The sequence below is a fragment of the uncultured Rhodococcus sp. genome (genome assembly GCF_963525155.1).
In the GTDB taxonomy this organism is placed as follows: domain Bacteria; phylum Actinomycetota; class Actinomycetes; order Mycobacteriales; family Mycobacteriaceae; genus Rhodococcus_F; species Rhodococcus_F qingshengii.
In genome coordinates this window covers 1-17,532 of record NZ_CAURKP010000031.1, presented here as the reverse complement: position 1 = coordinate 17,532, position 17,532 = coordinate 1, and the positions used below count along the sequence as shown (strand labels likewise).

The following is a 17,532-nucleotide window of genomic DNA, read 5'->3' as shown; positions in this document are numbered from 1 at the left end:
GCTTTTTCCTCATGGAATCCCGGCACGTGGTCGACACGGACGGCGTACGTCTTCACGTCGATGTCGGTGGGGCAGGGGCGGACGTTCTGGTTCTCTCCGGCGGCCCGGGATGCGTTCACTATCTTGCTCACGACGAGCTGGTTCCGGAAGGAATGCGCGCGTGGTGCCCTGAGCCGCGCGGAGTCGGCCGGTCCGGTGGCGGCGCTCATACGATGGCGCAGGCCGTTGCGGACCTCGAACTCGTCCGACGCACGTTCGAGATCGACAGCTGGGTCGTGCTGGGGCACTCGTGGGGATCCGACTTGGCGGTGCGGTACGCACTCGACTGTCCGGAATCGGTGTCCGGCGTCGTCGGCATCGCGGGGCACGGCCTCCACAAGGACCGGACATGGTCGAAGCAGTACGAAGCGGGAATCGAGCCGGACCCGCAGATACCTTGGGAACCTGTTGTCTGGCAATCGCTTCAAGAATCGTTCATCGAATGGATCCATGAACCACAGCTGTTTCGGCAGTTGGCCGACTCACCAGTGCCCATGACATTTCTCGCGGCGGCCGACGACATTCGCCCGTCGTGGCCGTTGCAGCAACTGGCCGAGCTCGTGCCTAACGGTAGTTTCGAGGTCGTCGACGGTGTCGCGCACAACTTCTGGCAGTCTCACCCGCTCCTGTGGAGGAAGATCGTCACCGAGGCTTGTGCGGCGCACTCTCGGCTCTCCTGATTTCCACCAGGATCCGCTCCGCGACGGTCTGGTATCCCAGGCTCCGATTGACGGTCAGCATCGGGTGATTCTCCGCGTTCACCGTTGTGTAAATCTTTCGCAGGGAGGGAAATTCATCTGCCAATACAGACGCTTGTTGCTCCTTGACCCACTGAGCGAGACCGTGCCCGCGGTGCTGGGGAAGTACCACGGTGTCGTGCTGCGATGCGTGGGTGCTGTCATGTTCGTCCACCGTCACCACTGTCGCTGCGGCTACTTCGCCGACGCTGTCGTCGACCGCGCAGCACACCAGGAGGACTTGAGAGCCACCCGTCATCTTCTGTTCCCACGATCTGACCTCGTCGGCTCCCCAATTGCGTTCGGGCACCTGCAGTTCAGCGCCCGGCGCGTCGAGGAGTCGGTTCAAAGCCTCCGAGAAGGAGTGGATCAGCCCGTCCGGGGTTCGGTTGCGCCAACTGACGATTCGATAGCCGGGGCGAGCGCTGTGTGCGGTGGGAGCACTGAGGTGCTGGACCTGGTTGGCCAACCGAAGCAACACGCGGTGACCGTCGAACGATCGCAGGAAATGCTCGGCTGCGCTTCCGACGAGCGCCGTCACTCTGATTCTTCGCACGCCGAACCCGGCGATGTCGATCTCGACGAGTTCGGCAAGCGCTCGTCCCACCCCTCGTCGCTGCGCGTGGGGTGTCACGTACATCCGAAACTCTGCGAGATCGGCTTCGGCCGAGTTGCGTCGTGCCTGGGCGATGCCGAGGACCTCGTCGGTGCCGGCGTCGCGTGCAATCCAACGCCGTACATCGGCCGAATTGTTTTCGGCCTCGATCATTTCCATCAGCGCAGTCGCTGTCGGCGCAGTCCCGGACAGGTGACGTTGGCCTTCGGCGAACACCTCACACCACTGATGAAGAACAGTTGCTGTCGCTCCGGACGGTACGAACTCGGCTACAACTACGCGGCTCACCCATGTGACGATACCGACCTGCCCATCCTGAGTTGGAATCACGCGAACCCTAACCCTGTCGGACTGCGGCGGCAGTTGCCAGCATTCAGGCATGTCTGATTCTCCGCGCCAACTGAGCCTCAACGCGTTCATCCACCCCGCCGGTCATCACGAAGCGGCGTGGCGTCATCCGTGGACAACCCCGGAACGTCTGTTCGACGTCACGTATTTCCAGGAGATCGCTCGCACTGCTGAGGCGGCGAAGTTCGACGGAATCTTCTTCGCCGACGGTCCCGCGTTGCGCAGCGACGTCGAGCACGGTCCCGCAGGGACATTGGAGCCGATCACCTTGTTGACGGCCATTGCAGTGGCAACCGAGCGGATCGGATTGATCGCGACGGCGTCGACCACGTACTACGAGCCGTACAACCTGGCTCGGCTGTTCGCCTCGCTCGACCACATCTCGAACGGACGTGCTGGGTGGAACATCGTCACCACGGGTACGGATCTGGCTGCCGCGAACTTCGGGCTGGCCAAGCATCCGGACCACGGCGACCGGTATTCGCGTGCAAGGGAATTCGTCGACGCGGTGGTGCGGTTGTGGGACAGCTGGGAGGACGACGCGATCAGTCTGGACCGGGAGAACGGAATCTACGCGGACAGAAACAAGATTCACGAGATCAACTACGTCGGCCGGCATCTTCGGGTGCGGGGACCGTTCAACGCACCGCGAACGCCGCAGGGATACCCGGTGCTGGTGCAGGCCGGGGCGTCCAACGACGGTCGCGCGTTTGCCGGTCAGTATGCGGAGGCGATTTTCACAGCGCACCAGAGACTTTCCGATGCGCAGGCGTTCTACACCGACATCAAGTCGAGGGCTGCTCAGTTCGGGCGCAACCCCGATCATGTCAAGATCCTGCCCGGAATCAGCCCGTTCATCGGTGACACCGAGGAACAAGCCAAGGCGCTCGAGCGAGAATTCAACGAGTTGACTTCGCCGGAGTACGGGCTCGCGCAACTCGGTGCACTCACCGGGACCGATGTTCGGAATCTGGAACTGGATGCACCGGTTCCTGTCGAATTGTTCGCGGCGGCAGGTGATGTCACCGACAACAAGCAAAGCAGATTGCAGGTGATCGCCGGCATAGTCGAGCGTGAGCGTCCGACGGTTCGGGGACTGCTTCATCGTTTGGCGGGTGCGCGCGGACACCGGGTGTTTGCTGGAACCGCCGAGCAGGTGGCTGACACGATCGAGGAATGGTTCACCAGCGGTGCTGCTGACGGCTTCAACGTCATGCCGCCGTACTACCCGGGTGGACTCGAGATCTTCACCGAGCGTGTGGTCCCGATCCTGCAGGATCGCGGTCTTTTCCGGACCGAATACTCGGGTACGACCCTTCGTGATCATTTCGGTTTGCCGAGGCCCGAGAGCCAGTTCTCGGGTAGTGCCTCTGCAGTGCAGTAGGCCCGCCCGCTGTTGTCGATAATGACAATGGTTACCATTAAGGAATGAAGCAGCTACCGGTAACCGTGCTGTCCGGATTTCTGGGCGCAGGCAAGACCACACTCCTCAACCACATTCTCGCCAATCGCGATGGCCGGAGGGTCGCCGTCATCGTCAACGACATGAGCGAGATCAACATCGACGCGGCCCTCGTCGCGGGCCAGGGTCATCTCGACCGCACGGAAGAGAAGTTGGTCGAGCTGACCAACGGATGCATCTGCTGCACGCTGCGTGAGGATCTGATCGACGCCGTCGGCGCTCTCGCGCGAGAAGGACGGTTCGATCAGTTGGTGATCGAGTCCACCGGCATCTCCGAACCGATGCCGGTGGCGGCCACCTTCGACTGGGAATTCGAGGACGGATTCAGCCTCGGCTCGCTCGCGAAGCTCGACACCATGGTGACCGTGGTGGACGCGTCGACCTTCCTCGGCGAACTGGCAAAAGGCGAACGACTGGACGAGCGCAACCTCGAAGCCGGGGAGGGGGACGGACGCAGCATCTCCGATCTCCTGGTCGATCAGGTGGAGTTCGCCGACGTCATCTTGCTGAACAAAACCGACCTGGTGAGCCCGCGGGCGGCGGGAACCGTCGAGGCGACGCTTCGAAGGCTCAACCCCACTGCTCAGCTGATTCGGACCGACCACGGAAAAGTCACCCTCGATCGCGTCCTCGAAACCGGTCTCTACAACCCGGAACTGGCTGCGCAAGTACCCGGTTGGGACGAGGAGCTGGCCGGCGGGCACACCCCGGAAACCGAGGAATACGGAATACGCAGCGTCACGTATCGAGCCTCGCGACCCTTTCATCCGGCGCGACTCGAGGCTGCGCTCGGTCAGTTCGCGGGACTCTTGCGAAGCAAAGGCTTCTGCTGGATCGCCAGTCGGCCCGAGTTCGCCGCGATCTGGTCGCAGGCAGGCCCCAACCTCGTCATCGAACCGGCGCAACTGTGGGCGTCGGCAGCGGAGGTGCCAGGGCAGGAGATCGTGTTCATCGGAGTGAAACTCGACCCGGCGGCGCCATCACGAATCCTCGATCCGGCTCTGCTGACCGACGACGAACTACGCGAAGGTCCGCGGGCCTGGACTCGCTACGAGGACCCGCTTCCGGCGTGGGACCAGAGCCACCTGCACTGAGCAGACAGCTTCTAGTCGAGGACTTCTTCGACCTCGACGTCTTCGGCCGGTCGGGCCATCTCCTTGCGGTACTGCCAGATTCCCAGCGCAGTACCGATGACCAAGCTGACCATCATCACGATCAGCACGGCGGGCAGCAACCATGGCACGCGATCGAGGAACGAGCCACCGTAGAAACCGAGTAGCAGGAGCACGGGCGCCCAGATGATCGCGCCGATGGTGCTCGCGATGGTGTAGCGCGTGTGGTTCATCTTGGCTGCGCCCGCGACCATCGGGCACAGGGTGCGCACCCACGGAACCCAGCGAGCAATCAGGACCGCCCAGAACCCGTGTTTTTCCAACAGGATGTTCACGCGGTGCAGGTTCTTCTCGGTGAAGTACTTGCCGCCCTTACGGGCTTTGATGTGATTGCCGGTCCGGTGGCCGATGACGTACCCGACCTGGTTGCCGGCAATGGCCGCGATCATCGCACCGACAGACAACGCCCACACGTGGCCCGCGCCGGATTCGTGGCCGGCAAGAACGATTCCGGCTGTGATCAGAAGCGAATCACCGGGGAGAAACAACCCGAGGATGATCGCGCACTCGATGAAGACGAACGTGACGACGATGATCCAGACCAACAGAGGCCCGGCAGTCTCGAGCGGGGAGAAACTGCCGGATGCGAGCGTCATCGTCGTCAGTTCTTCGCCTCGTTCTGCAATCAGGGGGTGGGGTCTTCGGGGACTGTCACCGTCGAATTGTCCGTAGTGGAAGTATTCGCCGTTTCACCACGTCTCGACGCCAGAATTCGCTTCCCGATTTCGAAGACGATCGGCAGAACCGACACCAGGACGATCAAGATGAAGATGTAGTCGACATTGTCGCGGATGAATTCGATCTGCCCCAGGAGGTAGCCGAGCAAAGTCACGCCGGCACCCCACAGGATGCCGCCGACGATGTTGTACGTCAGGAACAGTGAGTACTTCATCTTCGAAGCGCCGGCGACAACCGGAGCAAAAGTACGCACGATCGGCACGAACCGAGCCAGGATAATGGTGATCGGGCCGTGCTTTTCGAAGAAGGCGTGTGACTCGTCGATGTACTTCTTCTTGAAGAACCGCGCGTCGTCCGTCTTGAACAGGGCAGTTCCGCCCTTGGTGCCGATGTAGAACCCGACTTGGTCACCCAGAATCGCGGCGATCGGAATCGTCACCAGGAGCACCCACAGTGGCGCGAACGGTTCGATCTCGGTGGACTTGGACGCCGCGATCAGCCCTGCGGTGAAGAGGAGCGAATCGCCGGGCAAGAGCGGAAACAGCAGGCCTGATTCGATGAAGACCACCAGAAGCAATCCCACCAGAACCCACGTTCCGAAGGAATTCAAGAGGTTCACGGGATCGAGGAAGCCGGGCAGCAAGGCCAGGTTCGTCACGGATTCAGTTGCTGCCTGCACATTCACGGTGGCCAGAGTACCGGCCGAATCTGAGTGTTTCCCACCACCGCAGGTCATCGCGTCGGTGGCGGCAGGCCGAGACCGCAAAGAGACGTGACGAGTCGGACTTGCCATACTGCTAGGACCACACGAAGCGCTTTCACATCGCCGAGCGCTCCGAACGACACGTATATGGAGGACTCCCGCCGTGCCTATCGCAACTCCCGAGGTCTATGCCGAGATGCTTGGTCGGGCCAAGGAGCATTCCTTTGCCTTCCCCGCCATCAACTGTGTCGGCTCCGAATCCATCAACGCAGCCATCAAGGGCTTCGCGGACGCCGGCAGTGACGGCATCATCCAGTTCTCGACGGGCGGCGCCGAGTTCGGTTCCGGTTTGGGCGTCAAGGACATGGTCACCGGCGCTGTTGCGCTCGCCGAGTTCGCACACGTGATCGCGGCAAAGTACGACGTCACCATCGCGCTGCACACCGATCACTGCCCGAAGGACAAGCTGGACACCTACGTGCGTCCGCTGCTCGCGATCTCGCAGGAGCGCGTCGACGCCGGTCGTAACCCGCTGTTCCAGTCGCACATGTGGGACGGCTCGGCTATCCCGATCGACGAGAACCTGGCCATCGCCAAGGAACTGCTCGCCCTCTCGAAGGCTGCACGCATCATCCTCGAGGTCGAGATCGGTGTCGTCGGCGGCGAAGAAGACGGCGTCGAAGCCGAGATCAACGACAAGCTCTACACCTCGAGCGAAGACTTCGAGAAGACGGTCGATGCTCTGGGCATCGGCGAACAGGGCAAGTACCTCCTTGCCGCCACCTTCGGCAACGTCCACGGCGTCTACAAGCCGGGCAACGTCAAGCTCAAGCCCGAGGTTCTCGAAGAGGGCCAGAAGGTCGCCGCTGCCAAGCTCGGTCTGGCTTCCGGTTCGCAGCCCTTCGACTTCGTCTTCCACGGTGGATCGGGATCGTTGAAGTCGGAGATCGAGGACTCGCTGAACTTCGGCGTCGTCAAGATGAACGTCGACACCGACACCCAGTACGCGTTCTCCCGTCCGATCGCCGGACACTTCTTCACCAACTACGACGGCGTCCTCAAGGTCGACGGCGAGGTCGGAAACAAGAAGGCATACGACCCGCGCAGCTACCTCAAGAAGGCCGAAGCCGGCATGACGGCTCGCGTCGTCGAGGCGTGCAACGACCTGAAGTCGGCCGGACGCTCGGTGTCGGCAGGCTGATCGGTTTCACAACTGCGCTTCACAGAACAAAATGCGCGCCGGCGAAATTCTCGCCGGCGCGCATTTTCTGTTCAGGTACCTACTTGCTGGGATCGCAGACCTTCCACGTGCCGTCCTGGCGCTCGAGGTCGAACGTTCGCCACGACTGCTCGCCCGTGCTCGGCAAACTTGCCTGGACCTGAGCGATCGCGGTGTCGTCGGTGATGCGCACCGCGTCGACGGCTCCGACCTGCGGGATCGTCTTCTGCGCGACGGCATTGTCGTGGACCTGCGCGAACGCTGCGTCGGGAATGGTGCGGTAGTACTCGCCCAACGCGCCACAGGTCGACGTTCGCAGCGTTGCCAGATCGCCGGTCTGCAGAGCGTCGACATACGTCGAGATGGCGGTCTGGACCTGAGCTTCGGGTGAGCTTTCACCGCTACCGCTGTTGGACGAGACGAATACGGCGACGCCGATCGCCGCGAGGACGGCGACGCCGGCCGCTGCTGCCGCGATGTACCAGCCCTTGCCGCTGCGCTTGGTCTTCTCCGGCGCGGCGGGCTCGATGCGAGTCGGCATCGGCTGAGCCGGCGGTGGGGTCGCTGCGACACCCACACGTTGAGGCGCGGCGCGCTGCTGCGGTTGAGGCGCAGCGCGCTGCGGTGGTTGAGGCGCAGCGCGCTGCGGTGGTTGAGGCGCAGCGCGCTGCGGTGGTGGTGGGGTCGGAGCCTGCCGGGGTGGTGGTGTCGGCTGCGCGGCTTTCGGAATCGCGACGGTGGCGGGCTCCGGCTTGGGCTGGGGTGTCGGTGCTGCTGTGGGTGCCTGAGTTGCCTTGGGGATCGCGACGGTTGGTGCGCTGGCAGCTTTGGCGTCGCCGTCCGCTTTCGAGGCCTTGTCTGTCTTCTGGATCGCCACAGTCGCAGGTTCGGTCGGGGCCGACTTCTCGGGCGCACCCTTCGGTGCTGCGCTCTTTTTCGAGTTGTCGTCTTTCGAGTCCGGCACGGGTAACCCTTCGGTCTTATGCGGCAATGACCATGTCAGGGTAACGACCGGTATGTACCGGGCATAACTCCGACCGTCGGCGAGGCGGTCCTGTGGCAGAAAGGCGTAGCGGGCACAATGAGCGCATGACCCAATTCGGTGACCTGCTCGGACCCAAGCCCACTCTGCTTCCCGGCGACGACGAGGCGGAATCGGCACTGCTCAACCACGCTGACCCGGCCCAGGTCGCGGCCGACCATCCCACTGCCTCCATCGCGTGGGCCTACCTCGCCGAGGCTGCCCTGGACAAGGGCGAAACCATCACTGCCTACGCCTACGCGCGTACCGGCTACCACCGCGGACTCGACCAACTGCGTCGTAATGGTTGGAAGGGTTTCGGTCCTGTGCCCTACAGCCATGAACCGAACCGCGGATTCCTCCGTTGCGTCGCTGTCTTGGCCAAGGCCGCGAAGACGATCGGTGAGGCCGACGAGTACGCGCGTTGCCTCGATCTGCTCGAAGACTGCGATCCCAACGCCGCCGAAGCGCTTGGCCTCGGTTAGCAGTTTCCGTCCGAGCCGGGCCGGTATCAAGGACCGGGCTCGCAAATCGGTGCGTCGGCTTCAGACGTCGGCGCTACCGATCATTCAATGTGCCTTGGCGGCCGGATTGGCGTGGTGGGTTGCCACCACGGTGATCGGGCACCATGCGCCGTTCTTCGCGCCGATTGCCGCCGTGGTCTCGCTCGGTCTGTCGTTGGGCGCCCGACTACGACGTTCGTTCGAGTTGGTTGCGGGAGTCACGGTCGGTATCGGAATCGGTGATCTGATCATCTCCGGTATCGGGAGCGGACCGTGGCAGATCAGTTTGGTTGTCGTGCTGGCGATGTCCGTCGCGGTGCTTCTCAACAGCGGGCCGATCTTCTCCATGCAGGCGGGAAACTCGGCTGTGCTGGTGGCGACGCTGATCCCGCCGGGCGGCAGCGGCGGTCCCGATCGCATGATCGACGCCCTTGTCGGTGGTCTGGTGGGTATCGCGGTGGTCGCGATCATCCCCACCCACCCGGTACGACGGGCACGCAAGGATGCTGCATCGATCCTCGGAACAGCGTCCGAGGTACTGCAATTGGTGGCAGACGGCCTCGTCGCGAATGACCCGGACCCGATCGTGAAGGCACTGCAGAAGGCGCGCGCAACTCAGGGTGCCATCGACGGGTTGCGCAGTAACCTTCTCGGCGGGAGAGAGATCAGCCGAATCTCCCCGCTGTACTGGAACAGTCGGCCTCGCCTCGAAAGGCTCATGGCGACAGCCGATCCCATCGACAACGCGATGCGCAACATTCGAGTGCTCGCGCGTCGTTCGTTGACGTTGGTAAGGGACGACGAGATCCTCGATCCGCGTCTGGTGGCGCAGGTCGAGCGCTTGTCGAAAGCCGTCGAAGTTCTCGAGGACATGATCCTGGCGGAGCCGGGGGAGCAGCCTGATCAGGCCGAAGCAGCGCGCGTCCTGCGCTCGGTGGCGAAGGAACTGAAACCGGCGATAGTGGAGAACGCGGGCCTGTCCTCGACGGTGGTGTTCGCCCAGATTCGATCGCTGGTCGTCGACCTGTTGCAGGTCGCGGGCATGAAGCGAATCTCGTCGATCGCCACTCTGCCGCCCACCGTGCCTCATCCCGCCTACGAGCCGGATCACTGACCTCTGCCGTTTCCCGCTCACTGAGCAACTCATTGTATGTATGCGAATGTATGCATATGCTCTGAGAAGGACTTGGGAGGGAACAGGACAAATGGGAGCAGGGCACGGTCATTCACATGGCCACTCGGCAGCAGATTCGGTCGGCGTAGGACCGTCACCGCAGCGCATCAGAAAAATGGCGATCGCGCTTGCGATCCTCGTTGCGTTCCTCGTGCTCGAGGCCACGGTCGGCATCCTGATCAACTCGTTGGCTCTGCTTGCCGACGCCGGTCACATGCTCACAGACGTGGTGGGTATGGCCATGGGACTGACGGCGCTGCTGCTCGCGAAGAGGGGTAGCACCACCGCGGCCAGGACCTTCGGTTGGCACCGCGCCGAAGTGCTGACCGCCATGGCCAATGCGGTGATGCTGCTGGCCGTCGCCGCCTGGGTCTTCTACGAGGCAATCGGCCGCATCGGTAACGAACCCGAGATCCCGGGCGGCGCCCTGATCATCACGGCGGCCGCCGGCCTGGCCGCGAACATCGTCGTGATGCTGATGCTGCGCGGCGATTCCAAGGACAGCCTGGCCGTGCGTGGCGCCTACCTCGAGGTGCGTGCCGACGCCGTCGGTAGCGTCGGCGTTCTGATCGCCGGTGGCCTTGTCCTGCTGTTCAACGGGTCGTGGGCGGACGTCGTCGTCGGTGTTCTCATCTCGCTCTGGGTGGTGCCGCGCGCGATCAAACTGGCCGCAGCATCGCTGCGCATTCTGACGCAGGCTTCGCCGGCCGACGTCGACGTCGAAGCGGTCGAGGCCGACCTGGCCGCGCTGCCGAGCGTGATGGGTGTCCACGACCTACATGTCTGGACTCTCACCACCGGCATGGATGTCGCCACGGTCCACCTGACCAGTGACGCGAATTCGTCGAACGTTCTGGAATCCGCGCGCACCGTCCTCGAGAGTCACGGTCTTTCCCACGCCACCGTCCAGGTGGAATCGTGTGCCAACGGAGAGCACTGCGAGAAGAACGTCACTTGGTGAAGCGGGTGATATCTTTGCCCGGCTTCCAGAGGTCGACATACATGTGTTCGTCGTCGACAGTCGTGTGCACCACCTCGTCGATGTCGAGGACAAAGAGGTGCAGAGGCTTCGGAACTTCGTAGGTGTAGCTTGCGAGCACGGCTTCGAACTCGTCGCCGGTCACCTCGCGTGCGAGTCCGGCGATCTTCGCGTCACCGCCCTCCATGGTGTGCTCGCCGGGATTGCTGTGGAGGGCGTAGCGCCCGTCACGGATGAGGTCCTTCGCCTTGAGTGCGCCGAACATCGAACCGAGCACCAGACGCCCGTCGAGGATTTCGACTTCGGTGCCGCTGACCCGTGGTGAACCGTCCTTGCGCAGCGTTGCGAGGACGTGATGCTTGTGGGCTTTGAATCGTGCTTGGACCGCGTCGGCAAGAGCGGGTACTTCTTCGGAGAACTGCTTCCAGGTGACCATGACGGTCATTGTGCACCCCTATTCCTGACAACTTCTGTCAGTGATTCTCGGTAATGTTCGGTCCATGAGATCCGCGCGGTTACTCCAACTCATGCTGCGTTTGCAGGGGAGTCGCGGCGTCGTCGCCGAGCAGTTGGCCGACGAGTTCGGTGTGTCAGTGCGGACGATCTACCGCGACGTGGCCTCGTTGTCGGGTGCCGGTGTGCCGATCTGGACCGAGAGCGGCCCTGGTGGTGGCATCCGTCTGCTCGACGGATGGCAGTCCAAGTTGTCCGGCATGACGGACGACGAGACGTCCGCACTCATGCTGTTGGGTGTGCCGTCCATTGCTGCAGATCTCGGGCGATCCGACGCCGTCGGTTCGGCGGGGGCCAAACTGCTCCGCTCCCTGCCCGGTCCCCTGCGCGAGAGTGCACGACTGTGGCAGGACCGCATTCTCGTGGACGTTCCGGGTTGGTTCGGCGGCGTCGACGACATCTCTGCGCTTCCGATCGTCACATCCGCTGTGCTGGACTCGCGTCGACTGCGCTTCGTCTATCGCGATCGCGAGCGGACGGTCGAACCGCTGGGTCTGGTCATCAAAGCCGGTGTTTGGTATCTGGTGGCGGGGATGAACGGTCGAACGCTGTCGTTTCGAGTCGGGCGCATCAAAAATGCCGTGGTAGAAGATGATTCGTTCACTCGGCCGGTGGATTTCGACCTGCCGTCGTGGTGGGCGGCGTCGATGGCCGAGTTCGACCGGTCGCTGCTTCGCTTCGAGTGTCGCGTTCGGTTGTCACCAGAGGGCAGGCGCCGGCTCCCCGATGTGGTGGGCGAGCTTGCCGCTGCCGTCGAAGTGGGGCCAGAGGACAACGACGGATGGGTCAGTGCCGAGCTGAAACTCGAGAGCGAAGCTGTCGCGCTCTCGCAGTTGATCGGGCTGGGAGCCGACGTCGAGGTGCTCGAACCCTCGTCTTTGCGTGAAGGGATACGCACCGTGGCGGAGCAGATGGTGCTCCGCCACGGGCACGACAGCTAAGCCGTCGCAGAACGCTTTGCGAGCATGCGGGTGATACCCAGTTGAGCGGCGACGATAACGGCGCCAACCACCAGGCCCAGTGCTGCCGAGGCAAGTGTGTTGACGATCCACGCCAGCACGCCACCGACTCCGGCGATGTCACTGACTGCTTCTTCGCCGTGATGAACGGCGTCGTAGAGCGGGTGGAAGCCCAGTTCGTCGATGCCGACCAACAGGATGTGGCCACCGACCCACAGCATCGCGGCGGTACCCACGACCGAGAGCACTGACATCACGTGAGGCATGCCGCGAACGAGGCCTCGGCCGACCTTGTGGGTGAAGCCAGACGACGTCTCGGCGATCTTCAATCCGATGTCGTCCATCTTCACGATCAGTCCGACGACGCCGTAGACGACCACGGTGATGACGACCGCCACGACGGCAAGGATCACCAACCGGCTCCAGAAACCTTCGCCTGCGATGGTGTTGAGTGCGATCACCATGATCTCGGCGGACAGGATCAGGTCGGTGCGGACGGCGCCCGAAACCACTGCTTCTTCGTCGCGAGGATGCTCGTCGGCGGCCTCGTGGTGGTCACCGTGGCCGAAGATTGCACCCCAGATCTTGTGAACCGCTTCGTAGCTGAGGTAACAGCCGCCGACCATCAACAGTGGCGTCAGCAGCCAGGGGAGGAACTGACTCAGCAGCAGAGCGATCGGAAGGATGATCAGCAGCTTGTTGCGCAGCGATCCGATGGCGATGCGCTTGATGATGGGCAACTCGCGTTCGGCTGCGAGCCCACGGACGTACTGCGGCGTGACGGCTGCGTCGTCGATCACCACGCCGGCCGCTTTGGCGGTCGCCTTACCGGTTGCGGCGGCAACGTCGTCGATCGAGGCGGCAGCCATGCGAGCCAGGGCTGCGACGTCGTCGAGCAGGGCGAAGAGTCCGCCGGCCATCACAGACCTCCAGTGGAATCAGTGGAAAAAGGTGGCCGGACCGAACCGGTGACGCAGTTACTTGATCGCACGAGGTCTCTATCCATGATCGTCGTAGGTGAGGTCAGGTCACCTGGAACGATACCGGGGGCATCCGTCAGGGACGACCTCGCGAGGTCGGTTGCCCTTCGTCACGAAAGGTCTTCCCGACCCGGTGCCCGCGTGTAAGACTGCACAGAAGATCGATCGAAACGGGGCACTATGCGTGAACCAGACACTGCACAGGTCGCCAAGACTTTCGACGCAATGGCGGCGCACTACGACCGACAGATCGGGCGCTTCGAACGCTTTGTGCTCGGTGACGCCCGGAAATGGGCCGTGGACCAGGCGCATGGCCGCGTGGTCGAGATCGCCGTGGGTACCGGACTGAACCTGCCTCTCTACGGAGAAGACGTCGATTACGTCATCGGCGTGGACATCTCGACTGCGATGCTCGATCAGGCCAGGCTCAAGGTCTCCGAGGGAGTGAAGACCGAAGTCGACCTACGACTCGGAGACGTGCAAGCACTCGATGTTCCCGACGAGTGCGTGGACACGTTGGTCTCGACCTACGCCTTTTGCACGATCCCCGATCCGGACCGAGTTGCGAACGAAGCATTTCGAGTCCTGGTACCCGGTGGTCGATTCGTCCTCGCCGAGCACGGACCGAGCAAGAACGTTGTTGCTCGTACGTTGATGAAGGTCGTCGAACCGCTTTTCGTTCGGTTCGGTGCCGATCATCTCACCCGTGAACCGGTTGAATACCTCGAAAACGCCGGTTTCCTGATCGACGAGGTGCAGCGCAGCGGCCGGGGCGGAATCGTGTTTCGGGTCGTTGCGCGCAAGCCGGATCCCGAATGGACGGCACTCGGTCACTGATGTCGGAATGCCGTCCATCGGGGATTGCTCAGCCCAGGCGCTCCAGGATGGTCGCGTTGGCCAACCCACCTGCCTCACACATGGTCTGGAGCCCGTAGCGCGCGCCGCGCTGTTCCATCGCATTGACCAGGGTGGTCATGATCCGCGTTCCACTGCCGCCCAGCGGGTGACCGAGTGCGATGGCGCCGCCGTGGACGTTCACCTTGGACAGATCGACGCCGGTATCCGCTGCCCACGAGAGGACCACTGGGGCAAAGGCCTCGTTGACCTCGAACAGATCTATGTCCGAGACCGTCAACCCCGCGCGGGCCAGGACCTTCTGGGTAGCAGGGATGACCGCGGTGAGCATGTACAGCGGATCGTCGCCGGCGACGGCGAAGCTGTGCAACCGTGCCTTCGGGGTGAGGCCGAGTTTCGCGGCGATCTCACTGGTCGTGATCATCACCGCCGAACTGCCGTCCGAAAGCGGGCTGCTGTTTCCCGCGGTGATGGACCAGTCGATCTGCGGGAATCGCTGTGCGTAGTAGTCGGATTCGAAAGCAGTCCGCAGACCGGCCAGGGTCTCCACAGTGGTGCCGGGGCGGATCGCTTCGTCGATCGAGAGCTGCGGGAGAGTGGCGAGTTCCTTGGTGAAGTAGCCACTTTCGGTTGCCAGCGCGGCTTTTCGATGACTTGACGCCGAGAACTCGTCCAGTTGGGTACGGCTCAGTCCCCACTTGGCGGCAATCAATTCGGCGCTGATGCCCTGCGGTACCAGACCGTCCGGATAGCGCTCTTCGAAACCCGCGCCGAGTGATTCGCGCCCGATGCTGCTCGAGCCCATAGGGACTCGGCTCATCGACTCGACTCCGGCAGCGACAACGATGTCGTACGCACCGGCAATAACGCCCTGAGCGGCAAAATGAACTGCTTGTTGGCTACTTCCACACTGTCGGTCGACGGTGGTTCCCGGTACCGACTCAGGGTAGCCTGCGGCGAGAAGGGCAGTGCGAGTGACATTCTGGCTCTGTTCACCGACTTGGCTTACCGCTCCACCGATGACGTCGTCGATCAGTGCTGCATCGATTCCAGTGCGTTCGACTACCGCCTTGAGGCTGTGGGCGAGGAGGTCGACGGCGTTGATGCCGTGCAGGGCGCCGTTCGCCTTTCCCTTGCCGATCGGAGTGCGAACGGCTTCGACGATAACTGCGTCTCTCATGACAAATTCCTTTCAGGGATGGCGGATTCAGCAGGGACAACCGGGGTGGGTGTGGTCGCAGGCGTCATTCCCAGTGATGCCAGGGCAGACACAAGCGCGACGGCAAAGATCACCCACCAGGCCTGGCGGAAGGTGTCGTAGTCGACAGCAGAGCCGAGAACCGCGATCAGAACGCTCACGCCGAGAACGGTTCCGATCTGTCGGCTCATGCTGACGATTGCGCTACCGGTGGCCGATCTGGCAGGTGCCAGATCCGCCGTGGCCTGCGACAGGATGGTCGGCAGGGCAAGGCCGACACCGATCCCGGCGATGATCCAGCCTGGTAGGAGTCCGGTCGCGTAGTTGGGTGTCGTATCAACCGAGACGAGAACGAGTACGGTTCCGACTGCCCACAGAAGGCTGCCGAGTGCGGCGACGCGTCCGGCCGAGTACCTGCGCGTCAGCGATCCGCCGGCGATGGCGAACAGCGGAACGAGAAGCGGACCCGGTGAGACGGCGAAACCGGTTCGCAGAGCCGAGTATCCCCAGGCTTCCTGGAGCCACAGGATGTTCGAGAGAAGACCCGCGGCGAATGCTGCGCTGAACAGGATGGCGGTGACGTTGGACCAGGCAAACGAGCGGATCTTCAGAAGATCCGGAGCAATCAACGGAGTCCGGTGACGAGAGTTGCTCCACCAGAACGAGAGTAGTGTCACGGTGGCCACGGCGAAGGCGATCAGAACGCGATTGTCGGTCCATCCCCAGTCCGGACCCTGGACGAGTGCCAGCGCGAGAGAGCCGATTCCGACGGTGAGGAGGGCAGCGCCGACGAAGTCGATACCGGCATCGGGGTCCTTGTGTGTTGTATCCGGTACGAGTCGGACTGCGAAGTAGAGCAACACGATGCCCACTGGAACATTGATCAGGAAGACCCAGCGCCACGAGGCCTCTACGAGGATGCCGCCCACGACAGGGCCGAATGCAGCTGCTGCAGCGCCGGCGGCTGCCCAGATGCGAACGCCGGATTGACGTTTCGCGGCGGGAAGCGCATTGATCAGAAGCCCGAGGCTGGCCGGGGTGAGCGCAGCGGCGCCGACTGCCTGGACGATACGGAAGGCCACCAGTGCCCACAAGGACGGGCTGAAGGCACAGGCGGCGCTGGCGAGGGTGAACAGTGCGAGGCCGGCGATGAAGGCGCGCTTGTGCCCGATCCTGTCCGCCCAGCGTCCGAGGGGTATCAACAGTGCGGCGTAGACGATCGCGTAGCTGTTGAGGATCCAACTGAACTCGCCGAGCGAGTGACCCGGGTAGCTCTTGGCGATGTCGCCGAAGGCCACGTTGACCACAAAAAGATCGAGGCTGGCGACAAACGGCGCCCCCGACAGTATCGCGAGCAGGGGTCCGGTCCGCACCGGCTGGCTATGAAGTTCCATAGTCAGCAATCTAGACTCTGGCTATGGTTATGGCAAGCCAGGGGGTATGGTGAATTGCATGGACGCTGTACGACTGACCGGAGTGCTCGAAGATCGCGACGCCTGGCGGGCCACGCACTGTTCGATCGGGCGGGCCATGGAAGTGGTCGGCACTCGATCCGCGATGCTCATTCTGCGAGAGGCCTATTACGGCACAACGCGTTTCGACGACTTCGCGTCGCGAGTCGGCATCACCGAGGCGGTTGCGTCGGCGAGGCTGAAAGAACTCACTGAGGCGGGACTGTTCGAGCGTGTGCCGTACAAGGAGCCTGGAAAGCGGACGCGGCACGAGTATGTGCTCACCGAGAAGGGCCGTGACCTGCTGCCGGCGGTTCTCGCGCTGATGCAGTGGGGCGACAAGTATCTGCACGGCGGAAAAGGTGGACCGTTGGAGGTGGCCGACGACGCTACTGGTGAGCGCGTTCGCGTCGAGGTGCGCAGTGAGTCGGGTCGTGAAGTGCCTTTGGGGGAGTTGCGAGTCTCTGTCAATGAATCGCGTCGGCGGTTGCGCGAATAGCGATGCATCTCAACAGATCTCGAGTGTGGGTCTTCTTGAAGTTGTCCGGTTTGTCTCTGGTTATCGAAAGTGTGTTCGATTAGACTTTGGGCATGGACAGTCGGGATGCGTGGCAGCTGGATGGTGAGGACCTCAAGAGTGAGGTTCTGGATCTGGTGCGTGTCCGGCACGAGTTGCAGTCGCGGTTGGTGTTGTTGATCGTGGAGATGTTTTCCCGGGAGGTTCTCGGTGGGAAGGGTTTTCGGGCGATCGCGCAGTGGTTGCATGGTTCGACGAATTTGGAGATCGGTGAGTGCAGTCTGTTGGTCGGGTTGGCGCGGTTGTTGATGCTCGAACCCGTGGTGGGCGATGCGTTTCACCGCGGTGATGTTGATGCGTTGAAGGCGCGGCAGGTGGCGTCGTTTTGTCAGCATCCGCCGAAGAACA

The 17,532-nt window shown here is 62.8% G+C and carries 18 protein-coding genes and 1 pseudogene; 11 read left to right on the top strand and 8 right to left on the bottom strand.

Annotation, left to right across the window (positions count from 1 at the left end; genetic code table 11):
• Window positions 1–11: 11 nt before the first annotated feature.
• Window positions 12–719 (top strand): alpha/beta fold hydrolase, encoded by a 708-nt coding sequence (locus RWT78_RS09685; RefSeq protein ID WP_054187134.1) that lies wholly within the window; start codon window positions 12–14, stop codon window positions 717–719.
• Here the strand turns inward: RWT78_RS09685 and RWT78_RS09680 are convergent.
• Window positions 682–1,680 carry a GNAT family N-acetyltransferase gene (locus tag RWT78_RS09680; protein ID WP_308124360.1) on the bottom strand — a complete coding sequence of 333 codons (999 nt, stop codon included), beginning with the start codon at window positions 1,678–1,680 and terminating at the stop codon, window positions 682–684. The two genes, RWT78_RS09685 and RWT78_RS09680, sit on opposite strands and share 38 nt — an antisense overlap.
• 91 nt (window positions 1,681–1,771) lie before the next feature.
• Between RWT78_RS09680 and RWT78_RS09675 the strand changes: the two genes are divergently transcribed.
• Together RWT78_RS09675 and RWT78_RS09670 are read left to right on the top strand one after the other, a co-directional pair.
• Window positions 1,772–3,124, top strand: coding sequence for an LLM class flavin-dependent oxidoreductase (locus RWT78_RS09675; RefSeq protein ID WP_063314834.1), 1,353 nt, complete (start codon window positions 1,772–1,774; stop codon window positions 3,122–3,124).
• 44 nt (window positions 3,125–3,168) lie between these two features.
• Window positions 3,169–4,296 carry a GTP-binding protein gene (locus tag RWT78_RS09670; RefSeq protein WP_003944416.1) on the top strand — a complete coding sequence of 376 codons (1,128 nt, stop codon included), beginning with the start codon at window positions 3,169–3,171 and terminating at the stop codon, window positions 4,294–4,296.
• Window positions 4,297–4,307: 11 nt separating this feature from the next.
• Here RWT78_RS09670 and RWT78_RS09665 read toward each other — a convergent pair whose 3' ends face one another.
• Both RWT78_RS09665 and RWT78_RS09660 read right to left on the bottom strand, forming a co-directional pair.
• The gene (locus RWT78_RS09665; protein WP_003944306.1) at window positions 4,308–4,970 is read right to left on the bottom strand and encodes a DedA family protein; all 663 of its coding nucleotides are present in this window, start codon (window positions 4,968–4,970) and stop codon (window positions 4,308–4,310) included.
• 29 nt (window positions 4,971–4,999) lie between these two features.
• Window positions 5,000–5,737, bottom strand: a complete 738-nt coding sequence (locus tag RWT78_RS09660; protein WP_277921643.1) for a VTT domain-containing protein — start codon at window positions 5,735–5,737, stop codon at window positions 5,000–5,002.
• A 181-nt stretch (window positions 5,738–5,918) separates the two neighbouring features.
• Between RWT78_RS09660 and fbaA the strand changes: the two genes are divergently transcribed.
• Window positions 5,919–6,956 (top strand): class II fructose-bisphosphate aldolase, encoded by a 1,038-nt coding sequence (gene fbaA / locus RWT78_RS09655; protein WP_007726777.1) that lies wholly within the window; start codon window positions 5,919–5,921, stop codon window positions 6,954–6,956.
• Window positions 6,957–7,035: 79 nt separating this feature from the next.
• Here fbaA and RWT78_RS09650 read toward each other — a convergent pair whose 3' ends face one another.
• A complete protein-coding gene (locus RWT78_RS09650; protein ID WP_149357775.1) occupies window positions 7,036–7,938 on the bottom strand; it encodes a nuclear transport factor 2 family protein in 903 nt (300 codons plus the stop codon).
• A gap of 125 nt (window positions 7,939–8,063) precedes the next feature.
• Here RWT78_RS09650 and RWT78_RS09645 point away from each other — a divergent pair, with 125 nt between their 5' ends.
• The 3 genes from RWT78_RS09645 (at window position 8,064) to RWT78_RS09635 (ending at window position 10,633) form a co-directional block, all read left to right on the top strand.
• Window positions 8,064–8,480: a DUF3151 domain-containing protein gene (locus tag RWT78_RS09645; protein WP_003944361.1), complete on the top strand. Its 417-nt coding sequence runs from the start codon at window positions 8,064–8,066 to the stop codon at window positions 8,478–8,480.
• The gene (locus RWT78_RS09640; protein ID WP_003944297.1) at window positions 8,467–9,612 is read left to right on the top strand and encodes an aromatic acid exporter family protein; all 1,146 of its coding nucleotides are present in this window, start codon (window positions 8,467–8,469) and stop codon (window positions 9,610–9,612) included. The genes RWT78_RS09645 and RWT78_RS09640 overlap by 14 nt, the downstream gene beginning before the upstream one ends.
• Window positions 9,613–9,703: 91 nt before the next feature.
• Complete coding sequence (locus RWT78_RS09635) at window positions 9,704–10,633, top strand: cation diffusion facilitator family transporter (protein ID WP_314675479.1); 930 nt, start codon at window positions 9,704–9,706, stop codon at window positions 10,631–10,633.
• Here the strand turns inward: RWT78_RS09635 and RWT78_RS09630 are convergent.
• Window positions 10,623–11,087, bottom strand: coding sequence for a pyridoxamine 5'-phosphate oxidase family protein (locus RWT78_RS09630; RefSeq protein ID WP_047269507.1), 465 nt, complete (start codon window positions 11,085–11,087; stop codon window positions 10,623–10,625). The two genes, RWT78_RS09635 and RWT78_RS09630, sit on opposite strands and share 11 nt — an antisense overlap.
• Before the next feature lie 64 nt (window positions 11,088–11,151).
• Between RWT78_RS09630 and RWT78_RS09625 the strand changes: the two genes are divergently transcribed.
• Entirely contained in the window at window positions 11,152–12,105 is a 954-nt protein-coding gene (locus tag RWT78_RS09625; protein ID WP_314675478.1) for a YafY family protein, read from the top strand.
• Here RWT78_RS09625 and RWT78_RS09620 read toward each other — a convergent pair.
• The gene (locus RWT78_RS09620; protein WP_007726787.1) at window positions 12,102–13,043 is read right to left on the bottom strand and encodes a DUF808 domain-containing protein; all 942 of its coding nucleotides are present in this window, start codon (window positions 13,041–13,043) and stop codon (window positions 12,102–12,104) included. The two genes, RWT78_RS09625 and RWT78_RS09620, sit on opposite strands and share 4 nt — an antisense overlap.
• Window positions 13,044–13,283: 240 nt before the next feature.
• On the opposite strand from RWT78_RS09620, the gene RWT78_RS09615 reads away from it, so the two are divergent.
• A complete protein-coding gene (locus RWT78_RS09615) occupies window positions 13,284–13,940 on the top strand; it encodes a methyltransferase domain-containing protein (protein ID WP_314675477.1) in 657 nt (218 codons plus the stop codon).
• A gap of 28 nt (window positions 13,941–13,968) precedes the next feature.
• On the opposite strand, the gene RWT78_RS09610 is transcribed toward RWT78_RS09615, so the two are convergent.
• Both RWT78_RS09610 and RWT78_RS09605 read right to left on the bottom strand, forming a co-directional pair.
• Window positions 13,969–15,138 (bottom strand): thiolase family protein, encoded by a 1,170-nt coding sequence (locus RWT78_RS09610; RefSeq protein WP_314675476.1) that lies wholly within the window; start codon window positions 15,136–15,138, stop codon window positions 13,969–13,971.
• A complete protein-coding gene (locus RWT78_RS09605) occupies window positions 15,135–16,550 on the bottom strand; it encodes an MFS transporter (RefSeq protein ID WP_314675475.1) in 1,416 nt (471 codons plus the stop codon). Before RWT78_RS09605 ends, RWT78_RS09610 begins: the two co-directional genes overlap by 4 nt.
• Window positions 16,551–16,608: 58 nt before the next feature.
• Here RWT78_RS09605 and RWT78_RS09600 point away from each other — a divergent pair, with 58 nt between their 5' ends.
• On the top strand, window positions 16,609–17,106 hold the full coding sequence (locus RWT78_RS09600) for a helix-turn-helix domain-containing protein (RefSeq protein WP_003944415.1): 498 nt from the start codon (window positions 16,609–16,611) through the stop codon (window positions 17,104–17,106).
• A gap of 92 nt (window positions 17,107–17,198) precedes the next feature.
• Window positions 17,199–17,532: pseudogene (locus RWT78_RS09595) on the top strand (HNH endonuclease); the annotation flags it as partial.

What these genes read in the sequence shown, in the direction of transcription:
- RWT78_RS09635 (WP_314675479.1), top strand. Translation starts at nt 9,704, where the DNA reads ATGGGAGCAGGGCACGGTCATTCACATGGCCACTCGGCAGCAGATTCG.
- RWT78_RS09685 (WP_054187134.1), top strand. Translation starts at nt 12, where the DNA reads ATGGAATCCCGGCACGTGGTCGACACGGACGGCGTACGTCTTCACGTC.
- RWT78_RS09665 (WP_003944306.1), bottom strand. Translation starts at nt 4,970, where the DNA reads ATGACGCTCGCATCCGGCAGTTTCTCCCCGCTCGAGACTGCCGGGCCT.
- RWT78_RS09645 (WP_003944361.1), top strand. Translation starts at nt 8,064, where the DNA reads ATGACCCAATTCGGTGACCTGCTCGGACCCAAGCCCACTCTGCTTCCC.
- RWT78_RS09675 (WP_063314834.1), top strand. Translation starts at nt 1,772, where the DNA reads ATGTCTGATTCTCCGCGCCAACTGAGCCTCAACGCGTTCATCCACCCC.
- RWT78_RS09605 (WP_314675475.1), bottom strand. Translation starts at nt 16,550, where the DNA reads ATGGAACTTCATAGCCAGCCGGTGCGGACCGGACCCCTGCTCGCGATA.
- RWT78_RS09610 (WP_314675476.1), bottom strand. Translation starts at nt 15,138, where the DNA reads ATGAGAGACGCAGTTATCGTCGAAGCCGTTCGCACTCCGATCGGCAAG.
- RWT78_RS09620 (WP_007726787.1), bottom strand. Translation starts at nt 13,043, where the DNA reads ATGGCCGGCGGACTCTTCGCCCTGCTCGACGACGTCGCAGCCCTGGCT.
- RWT78_RS09615 (WP_314675477.1), top strand. Translation starts at nt 13,284, where the DNA reads ATGCGTGAACCAGACACTGCACAGGTCGCCAAGACTTTCGACGCAATG.
- RWT78_RS09670 (WP_003944416.1), top strand. Translation starts at nt 3,169, where the DNA reads ATGAAGCAGCTACCGGTAACCGTGCTGTCCGGATTTCTGGGCGCAGGC.
- RWT78_RS09625 (WP_314675478.1), top strand. Translation starts at nt 11,152, where the DNA reads ATGAGATCCGCGCGGTTACTCCAACTCATGCTGCGTTTGCAGGGGAGT.
- RWT78_RS09630 (WP_047269507.1), bottom strand. Translation starts at nt 11,087, where the DNA reads ATGGTCACCTGGAAGCAGTTCTCCGAAGAAGTACCCGCTCTTGCCGAC.
- RWT78_RS09600 (WP_003944415.1), top strand. Translation starts at nt 16,609, where the DNA reads ATGGACGCTGTACGACTGACCGGAGTGCTCGAAGATCGCGACGCCTGG.